General features: G+C 49.1%; 13 protein-coding genes. 4 read left to right on the top strand and 9 right to left on the bottom strand.

Going from position 1 to position 12558, the window contains the following annotated elements:
- On the bottom strand, positions 1 to 278 hold a 278-nt coding region (locus WBV75_RS01660; protein WP_424118918.1), incomplete at its 3' end, for a DUF4136 domain-containing protein.
- 60 nt (positions 279 to 338) lie between these two features.
- On the bottom strand, positions 339 to 503 hold the full coding sequence (locus WBV75_RS01655; protein WP_424118919.1) for a DUF5522 domain-containing protein: 165 nt from the start codon (positions 501 to 503) through the stop codon (positions 339 to 341).
- Between the two features lie 168 nt (positions 504 to 671).
- Between WBV75_RS01655 and WBV75_RS01650 the strand changes: the two genes are divergently transcribed.
- Genes WBV75_RS01650 through hemL form a run of 4 tightly spaced genes read left to right on the top strand, consistent with a single transcriptional unit; the run spans position 672 to position 4038 of the window.
- On the top strand, positions 672 to 1016 hold the full coding sequence (locus WBV75_RS01650) for a hypothetical protein (RefSeq protein ID WP_424118917.1): 345 nt from the start codon (positions 672 to 674) through the stop codon (positions 1014 to 1016).
- Position 1017: 1 nt separating this feature from the next.
- Positions 1018 to 1920, top strand: coding sequence for a 1-aminocyclopropane-1-carboxylate deaminase/D-cysteine desulfhydrase (locus WBV75_RS01645; RefSeq protein WP_424118916.1), 903 nt, complete (start codon positions 1018 to 1020; stop codon positions 1918 to 1920).
- 29 nt (positions 1921 to 1949) lie between these two features.
- Positions 1950 to 2738, top strand: a complete 789-nt coding sequence (locus WBV75_RS01640) for a glucosaminidase domain-containing protein (RefSeq protein ID WP_424118915.1) — start codon at positions 1950 to 1952, stop codon at positions 2736 to 2738.
- Between the two features lie 4 nt (positions 2739 to 2742).
- Positions 2743 to 4038 (top strand): glutamate-1-semialdehyde 2,1-aminomutase, encoded by a 1296-nt coding sequence (hemL, locus tag WBV75_RS01635; RefSeq protein ID WP_424118914.1) that lies wholly within the window; start codon positions 2743 to 2745, stop codon positions 4036 to 4038.
- 68 nt (positions 4039 to 4106) lie between these two features.
- Here hemL and WBV75_RS01630 read toward each other — a convergent pair whose 3' ends face one another.
- The 7 genes from WBV75_RS01630 to WBV75_RS01600 form a co-directional block, all read right to left on the bottom strand.
- The gene (locus WBV75_RS01630; RefSeq protein WP_424118913.1) at positions 4107 to 4562 is read right to left on the bottom strand and encodes a hypothetical protein; all 456 of its coding nucleotides are present in this window, start codon (positions 4560 to 4562) and stop codon (positions 4107 to 4109) included.
- A gap of 222 nt (positions 4563 to 4784) precedes the next feature.
- Positions 4785 to 4946 (bottom strand): hypothetical protein, encoded by a 162-nt coding sequence (locus tag WBV75_RS01625; RefSeq protein WP_424118912.1) that lies wholly within the window; start codon positions 4944 to 4946, stop codon positions 4785 to 4787.
- Positions 4947 to 5151: 205 nt separating this feature from the next.
- The gene (locus WBV75_RS01620) at positions 5152 to 7656 is read right to left on the bottom strand and encodes a zinc-dependent metalloprotease (protein ID WP_424118911.1); all 2505 of its coding nucleotides are present in this window, start codon (positions 7654 to 7656) and stop codon (positions 5152 to 5154) included.
- Positions 7657 to 7772: 116 nt separating this feature from the next.
- Positions 7773 to 9206, bottom strand: coding sequence for an SLC13 family permease (locus tag WBV75_RS01615; RefSeq protein ID WP_424118910.1), 1434 nt, complete (start codon positions 9204 to 9206; stop codon positions 7773 to 7775).
- A gap of 13 nt (positions 9207 to 9219) precedes the next feature.
- Complete coding sequence (gene lysS, locus WBV75_RS01610; protein ID WP_424118909.1) at positions 9220 to 10914, bottom strand: lysine--tRNA ligase; 1695 nt, start codon at positions 10912 to 10914, stop codon at positions 9220 to 9222.
- A 98-nt stretch (positions 10915 to 11012) separates the two neighbouring features.
- On the bottom strand, positions 11013 to 11552 hold the full coding sequence (locus tag WBV75_RS01605) for a TlpA family protein disulfide reductase (RefSeq protein WP_424118908.1): 540 nt from the start codon (positions 11550 to 11552) through the stop codon (positions 11013 to 11015).
- A 93-nt stretch (positions 11553 to 11645) separates the two neighbouring features.
- Positions 11646 to 12558, bottom strand: a 913-nt coding sequence (locus WBV75_RS01600) for a response regulator transcription factor (protein ID WP_424118907.1), incomplete at its 5' end; no start/stop codon positions are given.

The raw sequence follows: 12558 nt of genomic DNA, 5'->3' as shown, positions 1-12558 counted from the left end.
CTTTCTTTCTCCGTGGTAAAAATACTCACCAACAGATCGGGTGATTCAGACTTTACAAATCCCTTGCGGGCCATTTCATCTTCGATAGCGTTCAGGATTCTGCGTTTGTCCAGGTCTGAGATCTGGGCACGATCGATCCCCGTTTTGTAGAAAGCATATGTTTTATAGTTGGCAAATGTCGCATTGCGGTCGTAATCTGAGATCACATCTACGGAGGAACAACCCATAAGCAAGCCAAAGGGTAAAAGGAGGAGGGCAAGGCGGGAAAGTGTTTTCATAGCAACGGTTTTATGTATCTCTAAGTTAGACAAAATACAGCAAAATCTGTGCCGAAATGCCTATTTATCACGTCTTTGTGTCCTGGGATTAAAACCATAAGGGCAATGCCTGCAGCCGCTCTCACAACAGAAGCCCCGTTTTAAAAGGTACTTTGCTGTAAATACCCGATACCCTTCGGGAGTCCAGTAGTAATCTCCTTCTTCAAGAGGAATTTGTTCGCGCATAGTTCGAAAGTCCACGACCCGTAGTTCTGCCTTCAAAAATACGGGAAATGTGGGATATGCCCGGAAGTCAATATCCATTCAATATAGTCGTTTATCCAATATCTCCTCCTGCTGATCGAATACGAAAAGGATAAAGCAATATATTTGCAGTGAGACGTTTAAGAGCAGATGATCCTTGTAATCCGACACTTTTTTTACCGCAGCTATGTAGGTCTTGGGCTTTGGCCTTTTATCATCCTCAGGAATAAGGCATTAAAGCAAGACAAGGCCCTGATCAATCACGAGCGCATTCATCTAAGACAACAAGCTGAGCTATTTTTGGTGTTTTTTTACCTGCTTTATGTTTTTGAGTGGTTGCTAAAGAGCCTTTATTACCTGGATTTCTACAGGGCCTATCGAAATATCAGTTTTGAGCGCGAGGCCTATCTCGAGGAAAAGAACCTGGACTACCTCAGGGTTCGTAAGCCCTATCAGGGATTGAAATATATTTTTGTGAACCCCCTGGATCACTAAGGTGGAGGCGATTACGGTAGCCGTTCAACTTCCTGTCCTCCGGGCGCAGAACGTCACTTTACACGTAAAACGGGAAGACCTGCTATTCCCAAATCTCTCGGGAAATAAGTATCGAAAACTCAAATACAACCTGGAAGCGGCCAAAGCCGGCGGCCATAAAACCCTAATCACTTTTGGAGGGGCTTTTTCAAATCATCTCCACGCTACTGCCGCAGCCGGAAAGCAATACGGTTTCCGAACTATCGGGTTGGTACGGGGGGAAGAACTCAGGGAAAAACCTTTGAACCCTACACTCGCTCAGGCACACCAATGGGGAATGAAACTTTTTTTTCTCAACCGGAAGGAATACCGCTTAAAATCAGATCCGGATTTTTTAAAAACCCTTATGGAAACATTTGGCCCCGCATACCTGATTCCTGAGGGGGGGACGAATGATCTCGCAGTCCGAGGGTGTTCGGAAATACTGACCCTGGCTGATCGGGATTTTACCCATATCTGTTGCCCAGTGGGGACCGGGGGTACCCTGGCTGGCCTGGCGCGTTCGGCTCAACCGGGGCAGCACATCCTGGGATATCCGGCACTAAAAGCTCCCGATCTCCAGAAAGAATTGCGTACCTGGATTTTTGCAAATAACTGGGAGCTCGTCCGTGATTATCATTTCGGGGGCTACGGTAAGATCAACCCGGAATTGATTGGTTTTATCAATGATTTTAAAGGGAAAACAGGTATTCCCCTCGATCCGGTTTACACCGGGAAAATGCTTTTTGGAATACTTGAGGATCTGCGCCGGGGTCGCCTGGGTTCGGGGAGCCGGGTCCTTGCCATCCATACCGGAGGGCTGCAGGGAATTGCAGGAATGAATATGCAATTGAAGAAAAAGAACTTACCTTTGTTGCATCTATGAAAAGGTTTTTTGGGATAACATGCCTTTCGATGCTGGTACTTACCGGCTGTATTTCCAAGAAGAAAACGACCTATGCCAGTTCTTCTGGAAAGGACGCCAGCTCTAAATCCAGGGCTAAAGGTAATTCTGCTGAACCCAATACAGAAGGAGTGGACACCTTTGTTTTTTTATCCGTCAGTTCCCCCGAAGAGTATATTCAAACCTTTGCGCCCGTAGCCCAATCTGAAATGAGGACGTACGGTATTCCCGCGAGTATAAAATTGGCCCAGGGATTGCTAGAAAGCGGATTTGGGAAGGGCGAACTTGCCCAAAAAACCAACAACCACTTCGGGATTAAGTGCCATGTGGGTTGGGAGGGCGACTTTGAACGCCATGATGACGATGAACGTGATGAGTGTTTCAGAAGGTACAACCACCCCATGCATTCCTACAGGGATCACAGTATGTTCCTTACGACCCGGTCCAGGTATGCATCCCTTTTTGACTTACAACAGGACAATTACAAAGGGTGGGCCCGGGGTCTGAAAAAGGCGGGTTACGCTACAGACCGCCATTATCCCCAAAAACTTATAGAACTTATAGAGCGTTACGACCTGCATCAGTACGACGCTGAAGTTTTGGGAAAACGCTATACCGCCCGCTCATCTTCGACGCAGGACGGGTATTCTGCCTACCGGATTCAAAAAGGGGATACTCTTTATGCGATCTCCCGTCGCCATTTGGTGTCTGTTGAAGAATTGATGCGGATTAACGGATTGAAGACCAATGAGATTTCTGTGGGGCAGGTATTAAAAGTACCCGCGGACAAAGTAAAATAACATCATGCGATACGAAAGAAGTAGCGCCCTTTTTCGCGCTGCCTATAAAGTTTTACCCGGAGGGGTGAATTCCCCGGTACGGGCATTCAAGGCCGTAGGGGGTACCCCGGTTTTTGTTAAAGAAGCCAAGGGTGCCTATTTTTTTGATGAGGACGGAAATCGCTTTGTCGATTTTATCGCCTCCTGGGGCCCTTTACTCTTCGGGCATGCATTTGAGCCGGTTCTGGAAGCTGTGATTTCCCGAACCCGGAAGGGTACTTCTTTTGGGATGCCGACAGCTTTGGAGACCGAATTGGCTGAAAAGGTTGTCGCCATGGTTCCCAATGTTGAAAAAGTCCGGTTTGTCAATAGTGGTACAGAGGCATGTATGAGCGCCGTGCGCCTGGCACGGGGGTACACGGGACGCCATAAGATCATTAAATTTGCGGGTTGCTATCACGGACATGCGGATGCCTTTCTGATACAGGCGGGCAGTGGGGCAGTGACCTTTGGCAGCCCGAACAGCCCCGGGGTTACTCCGGGAACGGCCCAGGACACCTTGTTGGCCAGGTACAACGACCTGGAGAGTGTCGAAGCCCTGGTTGAGGCAAATGCAGGAGCCATTGCCGCGATCATTCTGGAGCCTGTGGCGGGTAATATGGGATGTATCCCCCCTGAACCGGGATTTCTGGAAGGCCTGAGGGCCCTGTGCACCCGTAGTGGAATTCTCTTGATTTTTGATGAGGTAATGACCGGATTTCGACTGGCGCCCGGTGGGGCCCAGGAGGCACTCGGTATTCAGGCAGATATCGCCACCTTTGGAAAGGTCCTCGGGGGAGGGCTTCCAGTTGGGGCATTTGCGGCTCGAGGGGAGATCATGAAGCATCTCGCCCCGGAAGGTCCGGTATACCAGGCAGGGACACTAAGCGGGAATCCGCTGGCCATGGGTGCCGGCCTTGCCATGCTCACGGCTATTGAGGAAGATCCTGAAGTATTTTCAAGGCTGGAGCAGAAAACCGCCTACCTCCATAAGGGACTGCAGGGCGAACTGGAAACTACAGACCTTCCTTTTCAGATCAATCGCTTCGGCTCCATGATTTCAGTTCATTTTACAGATATTCCCATTCGGGATTTTGATTCAGCAGCTACCGGGAACAACCCCCACTTCAAGACTTATTTTCACGGGATGCTCGATCGTGGTGTTTATTTGCCGCCCAGTGCTTTCGAGAGTTATTTCCTCAACGATGCCCTGTCTTATGAAGATCTGGACCTTGCCATAGCCTCTGCAGGTGCGGCGATGCGTGGCAAAGTAACCCGATAAAGCAAAAAAATAGCAGGACCTGATCCTGCTATTTTATAAGAATTATAATTGGGTCCGGCATTCCCGGCCTATCCCTGCCTTGCTTGGTGCCTGCGTCTGCCTCGTGATCTGTTTTTTCTTTCCTTCATTTTATCTTCCCTGAGTGATCTCCACTGCTCAAACTGGGAATCCGAAAGAATACCTTTGATATTTTCCTGAAAGGCAATTTCGCGGTCCAGCCGGCTATTTAGAGCGGTATATCGGGAGGCTCCATCTTTCCGTTCAGTGGAGCCCGCTTCAGATTTTCGCGAGGCTTTCCATTCCATGCGCTCATCCAGTCGGGTTTTGAGTAGTGCAGCTATCTGGTCCTGTTGCTGCTGGTCCAGTCCAAGGGCGAGCGTCAGGCGCTTGGATTGAAGCGAGGCCCGCTGCTGAGTAGAAAGTTCAGTACTGTGATCATTTCCGCGGACGGGTTGATGAGGTCTGTGTTGTGCGTTTGCTCCCAGTCCGATGAGTAGTGCACAAAGTGCCATTGTTTTTTTCATGTGAATCTGTTTAGGTGTTTTAACCTTAGAATCACAGTTCGGACGAACGTTTAATCCGGAATCCGGATTTAAAAAATAATTAACACAGTGTCCTGCCCTGGGGGAAAGGATGTATACATGTGTAAAAGGGGGATAAAAAAACCCGGAGGTTTAACCTCTCGGGATATTGATTAATGTAATAAGTATTGAGATGTTATGAATCCTAAATATGGTAAGGGCCTCTTAGAGCACATGGTCCTCTGCAGTGTCCATAGTACCGTTCATTGAAATTTCACTGGACTGTTCAATGGTATCTGAACCCTGTGTATCTTCCATTTGCTGATAGAGAAGGGCACTTAAAATAAAGGCGAAAAGGTAAATCAGGCTTTTGACTTTGTAGTTCATGATTTTGGGGGTTTGATTTGATCTACAAATTAGGAAGAGAATCGGGGTGTTTTTTGCTTTTGTTGTCAGCGGGTGCTTTTTTGTTGGGAAAACAGGGAAACCTGTGGGCAACTCCGAAAACCCATTTTCGTAAAATAGGTCCGGAATTGCCGTTTAACGGGTTTTTCAGGTCTTTTGTGGAGGTATTGCTTCGCGAAGGCCAGCCCTAGCTCGGGTTCAGGATGAGTTCAATGCGCGCAACAATATCTTCGAGGTGGTAGCGCGTCATGGCATCGGAAGTCCTCCCTGAGGCGGAACGTGCCTGGCGCTGGATGCGCGTGAGTTCTGCCCTGGCAATGGATCGGATGTCTGACTGGCTCGTATTGACGGCCGTAGACTTCCGGTATCCTCCCCGGTCGTTCTGCTTCGCCTGGTTTTCCGCCGTAAGCAGGTAGTGCAGCCGGTCTATATGGGCTTTCTGCAAATTCCTTCGATAGGTATCTATTTCCTGCCCTTTTGGAAGTTCAGACCACAGGCCTGTTCTCAGGTCTTGCATCATTTCAGTCAGGCTATAAGCGTTTTCGCTTTCCAGCGCGTCCGCTTCAATGAGTCTGGCCATTCTCCCCAGGCTGAGGATGTTGTTCAGGGTGCGTACCTGCAACCGGCGTATCCGTTCTACAGCACCGGAATATTCGATCCGTCCGAAGACCTCTTTGTCCAGAAGCCACTCAGGTGTTTCAAAAAGCTGCTCCTGAAGGAATTCCATACATTTTTCCTGGTGCTCCCCTGGAACATAGGTATAGACGGGACCTTCCTGATCGTATGTCTTATGATTTTCATAGACCCCACCAATATTGTTGGAAACATGGCCCATATAGCGGTTGTACTGACTCACCACCTGTCCGTATAGTTCTTCCAGATCCTCGTAGTCCTTCCCTTCTTCTGAGGTCCACTCAATCAAGTTTGGCACGATTCTTTTCAGGTTCAGAATACCGTAGGTGCTGGCGAGTACCGCATCGTCCCCCAAATCTTCGGTCTGGGAACTCGGGTCGACCACATCACCCACCTGTTGATGGCCAAAACGGTAAAGCGGATCTCCGGCATGCTCCAAAATCCATGAATCCAATATGGGTTTTTCAGCTTCCGCCGTTTTATCGGGAATCGGTTTATAGCCCCAGCGGATTGCGTATTTATCATAGATCCCGATATTAGGCATAAGGGCCACGCCATCGTCCCCGGGTTGGGCCACATAATTGAAGCGCGCATAGTCCATAATGGATGGGGCTGTACCGTATTTTTCTGTAAACCGGGCAGATCTTAGGGAATCTACCGGATAGGCTACACTACTCCCCATATTATGGGGTAGTCCCAGGGTATGCCCTACCTCGTGAGAGGACACAAACCGAATCAGCCGACCCATCACCGCATCGTCAAAGTCTGCCCTGCGGGCGTCCGGATTGATGGCAGCTGTCTGAACAAAAAACCACCCCCTGAGCAGGCTCATCACATTGTGGTACCAATTGATATCGGATTCCAGGATTTCACCACTTCTCGGATCGCTGACATGCGGGCCACTGGCGTTTCGTACCGGGGAGGCCAGGTAGCGAACCACGGAATAACGCACGTCTTCCGGAGACCACTCCGGGTCTTCCTCTGGTGAAGGAGGATCTTTGGCGATGATGGCATTTTTAAAACCAGCTGCCTCAAAGGCCACCTGCCAGTCTTCTATCCCCTGCTTGATATAGGGGACCCATTGCTGTGGTGTTGCACGGTCTACGTAATACACAATAGGTTCTTTGGGTTCGACCAGTTCCCCGCGCTTAAATTTCTCTATATCCTCATCCCTGACCTCCAGGCGCCACCGATCCAGAAATCGAACGGTTTCACTTTTCTGTGCTTCCAGGCCATAATCGACCTGTCCCCGGGCAAACCATCCGACCCGCTCGTCAAAATACCGCCTTTTCATCGGTTCTTCAGGCAACAGGATCATGGAATTGTTGATCTCTATGGAAATAGAGCCCAGACTCCCGTTGGAAGGGGCGTTAGACGCGTTATAAGTTTTAACATGCCGCCCTTCAATATTCATGGGATAGCTGCTCACTGATTCAATATAGCTCCTGTTGTCATCCAGGCGGGTAACCTTAAAACGTTTCCTGTACTGATCCGGCATACCCAGTGCTTTCACGTCTTTGGTAAAGAGCTCGTCCATTTTAATAACGGTAGCGGGGTTCAGAGAATCCTTTTTTAAAGCTTTGATTTCGAAGGAGTAGAGCACAGGCTCAAAATTTGAATTGACCACGGCTTCATGAACGGGCAAAGAGTCTGCCGCAACTACGTCATGACTGACCACCCGGAGCAATACTTTTGTGGGTTTTTTCTCCCATCGGAGCACCTGGGTATTGATTTTGCCCCCGCCGAAGCCAATGCCGGAAGCGGTTTTGGAAATCCGGCTTACCATCAGCATTTCCCGCCCAAAGAGCGAGTCCGGAATTTCATAATACCATTTATCCTCAATCTGATGGACATCAAAAAGACCCTTGTCAGTGACGGCCTCCTTTGTGATGACTTTATCATAAGGCTTTATGCCATTCTTGTTGTCTTTTTCTTTTTTATCCGACGCTTCTGTTTTGGCCTTTTTCTTTTTCTTAAAGAGTTGGGCGTTCGATGGCTGAAGGGATCCAAGGAAGAGAAAAACTAAAAAACAGAGTGATAATGGGGGATTCAGGCGCATTTTGGCAAATGAGTTTAAAATTTGAGCCCAAAGAACTTAAAATTTAAAAGAATTCCATGTTAACGAAATATTAAGGCAGCGGGATACCCCCTGTGAGAACAGGGGTTTTTCTTTTGTCAGAAAAGAAGGGGCATTACAAATTGAAAAATAAGGACCAGCAGGACCACGGAAATCAGGTTGAGAATCACACCCACCCGGGCCATTTCATGGACTTTGATGTAGCCGCTGGCAAAGACAATCGCATTGGGCGGCGTGGCCATTGGCAGCATAAAAGCGCAGCTGCTGGCAATCGTTACCGGTATGAGCAAATGGAGCATCGGAATATTGAGCCCAATGGCGATCCCGGCTACTACGGGCGCCAGGACGGCTACGAGCGCTACATTGCTCATGAGTTCGGTCATAAAAAGCATCAGCAGGATCAACAGGAAGGCCGTAAAGACGATGGAAACCTCGGCCGCGGCAATGGCATCGGATACCACGTCTACAATACCACTGGCAGACATACCCCTTGCCAGGGCCAGTCCGCCCCCAAATAAGATGAGGATGCCCCAGGCCAGGCGAGTGGTGTCTTTCCATTCAAGGATAAATGCACCTTTTCTAAGGTTAAAAGGAATGGAGAAGAGGGAGATGGCCGCCAGCATACTGATCCCTGTATCTGATAACCCGAGGCCGGGTATCCAATTGTTGATCAGTGTCCTGAAAACCCATAGGAATACGGTGACCCCAAAGATAGCAAGCACCATTTTTTCCCGGGGACTTGGAGGACCCAATTTGCGCAGTTCATCCCGGATTACAGATTGGGAAGCTCCAAACTTCAGCCCTTTGCAGGGAAACATCCACTTCACCAAAACCAGATAAGAGATCCCGATCAGGATGATGGAAATCGGAAGGCCGATGGTCATCCACCTGAGGAATGAGATTTCAATCTGGTATTCATTCTCCAGCAGGCCGATCAATACCGAATTCGGGGGCGTTCCGATTACACTGGCGATCCCTCCCGCATTGGCTGAGAAGGCAATACCGAGCATTACGCTAAGGGCGAAGTTTTTATCTTTTTTAGTGAAACCATCGGCATCCTGGATCAACAGTTGGATCACCGAAAGAGCTATGGGCAACATCACCACGGTACTTGCCGTATTGCTGATCCACATACTCAATGAGGCTGTGGCGATCATAAAACCAAGGATGACTTTCTCAGGGGTGGTGCCCGTAAGGTGAATGATAGTCAGGGCTATCCTGCGATGAAGGTTTACTTTTTCCAGGGCGAGGGCGAGGACAAAACCACCAAAAAACAGAAAAATAATCGGGCTCCCGTAATTGGCCCCGACATCGGTAAGGGGCATTACCCCAAGTAAAGGAAACAGCAGAAGGGGCAAAAGGGCAGTCACCGAGATGGAAACGGCCTCGGTAATCCACCAAATAATCATCCAGGTGGCCGTGGCGATAACCGCATTGGCCTCAGGATGGCCTTCAATAAGGTCGGGGATCAGGTTCAGGACGATAAAAAGAACTGGTCCGAGAACTAATCCGATGGCTTTGGATAGGTGCATGCGCCCTAATATACTACGAGTCTTTTAAATAACACATGAGGGTTTCCCCCTCCCGGGCTACCGAAGCCAGACCGAGTTTTGTCAGACCTTTGATCGCCTTATCCCAGGCCTTGTTGCTCAGGCCCGATTCTGCTTTAAGATTTGCGAGGGTTACGGGCGCTTGGGCTTTCAAAAGGGTGAGCACTGTTTTTTCATGCTCTGCGAGGTCGAGCGGTTTTTTTTCGGGGCGCATTTGGGGAAAAAACAGGACTTCCTGAATGGAAGAATTGTTTGTCAGCAACATAACCAGCCTGTCAATCCCGATCCCAATACCGGAGGTTGGGGGCATGCCGTATTCCAGTGCCCGCAGAAAATCCTGATCGATAAACATGGCCTCGTCATCTCCTTTCTCAGATAGACGGAGTTGTTCTTCGAAGCGTTCCCGCTGATCGATAGGGTCGTTTAACTCGGAATACGCATTGGCGATTTCCTTCCCGTTGACCAGGAGTTCAAATCGCTCGGTCAGGCCGGGTTTGGAACGGTGCTCCTTGGTCAGGGGACTCATTTCTTTAGGATAGTCGATTATAAAAGTGGGTTGGATGTAATGGTGTTCGCAAAAATCCCCAAAAATATAGTCGATGATTTTTCCGACGCCCATGGTGGGGTCGAGTTCGAGTTTCAGCTCTTTTGCCACCTCCCTCAAGGCGGTTTCATCCATGCCATTCAGGTCAAACCCGGTATGGGTTTTTATGGCTTCCAGGATCGGAACCCTCGGGTAGGGCGCTTTAAAGTCGATACGCTGCTCCCCCACAGTAACTTCGGTGCCCCCTGTGGCCTCCCGTGCAACCTGCTCCAGGAGTTCTTCGGTAAGCTCCATCATCCAGAGGTAGTCTTTATAAGCCACGTAGAGCTCCATTACAGTGAATTCCGGGTTGTGGGTCCGGTCCATCCCTTCATTCCTGAAATCCTTTGAAAATTCATAGACCCCCTCAAAGCCCCCGACGATAAGCCTTTTGAGGTAAAGTTCGTTGGCAATACGAAGGTAGAGCGGGATATTCAGGGCATTGTGGTGGGTGACAAAAGGCCTGGCAGTCGCCCCACCGGGTATAGGCTGCAAAATGGGGGTTTCTACTTCCAGATACCCCCGGGCATTGAAAAAATTTCGAATGCTGTTTGTGATTTTTGTGCGTTTTACAAACGCGTCCCGCACCTGTGGATTGACCACAAGGTCCACGTACCGCTGCCGGTAGCGCAATTCCGGATCGTTGAATTCGTCGTACACCCGGCCTTCAGCATCTGTCTTTGGCAATGGTAAGGGGCGCAGGGCTTTGCTCAGGACTGTCAGGCCTGTTACCAGAACCGTCTTTTCGCCCACCTGAGTTTTAAAAAGGGTCCCTTCAACCCCTATGATATCCCCTATATCCAGGAGTTTTTTATACACCTCGTTGTAGAGGGTCTTGTCATCCCCCGGGCAGATCTCGTCCCGGTTGAAGTAGAGTTGAATCCGCCCCTCGCTATCCTGCAGCTCAGCGAACGAGGCTTTGCCCTGAATCCTGCGCGACATCAGCCGACCGGCCATGACAACCTTCCGGCCCTCTTCAAAGTGCTCCCTGGCATCATGGGTCCGGGTATCTACCGGAAACATGGCCGCCGGATATGGGGTGATGCCAAGGGCCCGGAGCTGCCCCAGTTTTTCTCTTCGGATAACTTCCTGTTCGGATAACTGCATGTATTCTGATTTAAAGCGCAAAACTACGGTTTTAGGCTCAAAATACCTTTCCCATCTTTATCACACCTAATGCGCCATACCGGCTATAGAATATTAGGTTATTTGCGGAGTATATCGGGAGCACATTGAAGCAGATCGCAGAGATCCCATTCCAGGCTGATTTTAGGGTGCTCCACGATCCGACCTATTTCACGGCCATCCCTGAGAAGGATAAAGGTAGGGACTCGTTTTATATTCCACTTCAAATGTTCGCCCCCAGGGCTTGTTTTATAAGTACCCGGTCGCCTGTCGACCGAAATAAAGTTAATTTGAGAATCTGGAATATCCAGCTCATCCGTTATCTTGATAAACCGGGGAACTTCCCTTTTACTGTCACCACACCAAGTGCCCAAAAAAATCAGGATACGCACCTTGTCGAAATGCAAGGCGAGGTTGCTCAGTGCTCCCCTTTGTGGCTCATATGCGTTGTATTGGCTGTTGAACCACTTTGAATAGGGCTCGACCTTTAGCCTTTCCCGCCCAATGGTCCCAAGGAGGAATTTACTTCCATCTTTTAGAGTTATTTCGGTTCCCGGAGCTTGGGCAGACAAGGAGGCAAGGCATGAAAACAAGGCCAGAATAATCAGATTTAATCTCATGGGTTCACAGTTTTGGTTTGACCAAAAATCTCTAATGAACGGTCATGAAAGAAGATTACCGGGGTGTATTTTGGGACTAGAACCGGGGTGGAATTAATCCCTGAAGTGCGTTTTGAGGTCTTTTCGACTGCTGACCCCCAACTTTTTGTAGATGCTGTTAATATGTGACTTTACGGTACTTAGGCTGATAAAGAGTGCGGCGGCAATTTCTTTGTTGGAACGACCTTCAAGGATTTCATGCAGAACAGCTTTTTCCTGTTGTGTCAGGTTGTCCTCTGCCTTTGTAAAACGCTTTTGATGTTTATTTACGCCTTTTTTACGAATGAAATAGAAGTTTATAAAAACCGAGATGGAAAGCAGGCAGAGCAGTATCCAGGGAAGCTTTGCTGCAGGGGCCGTAGCCCCTTGCATAACATTCAAATCGGCCTGAATTTCGCTTCGGTAGATTCTGGTAAAGGTGGCATTGGAGTACCCTTTTTCAAGGCTTTCGGCCAGCTCAACGTAATAGCTGCTCCCGACAAGATCCTTTAGGTAATAGTCATGTGTTTCGCTACCCCTGTCGGAGAGGAAAGCATAAATATAGAGCTCGGTCAGAGGTTCCTCTGCTGCTTTTCCATAATCCTTCCAAAGAAGGAACCATTTGTTTAAATTGAGTTCCCTGCTGGCTGCACTGGGTACTTCGGTGAAATCGAGGATCATTTGTTCCTTGAGTGCATCTACTTCCAGCAAATCCGTACTATTTGCGTTCGTCGATTGGATACTACACAAGACCTCCCCGCCCAGGGTTTCCGGGAATCCCAGGGTATCCTGATTCCGTGCCAAAAAAAGCACGGACCGATACGCATTACAGCCTTTTAGAAAATGCCCCGTCTCGCTTCCCCCATCCTCACATTCCTCCACATGAATTCTGTAGATTCGATTTTTGCTATTGAGGTTATCCCCCCGAAACTCAAACTCCCCAGCTGGCCCTGCCATTGCTTTATGGATGATCTGATCCGAATAGGGC

It is taken from the genome of Robiginitalea sp. (assembly GCF_049588695.1).
In the GTDB taxonomy this organism is placed as follows: domain Bacteria; phylum Bacteroidota; class Bacteroidia; order Flavobacteriales; family Flavobacteriaceae; genus Robiginitalea.
Note: the sequence above shows the minus strand (reverse complement) of the source record. Positions and strands in the feature narration are given on the sequence as shown.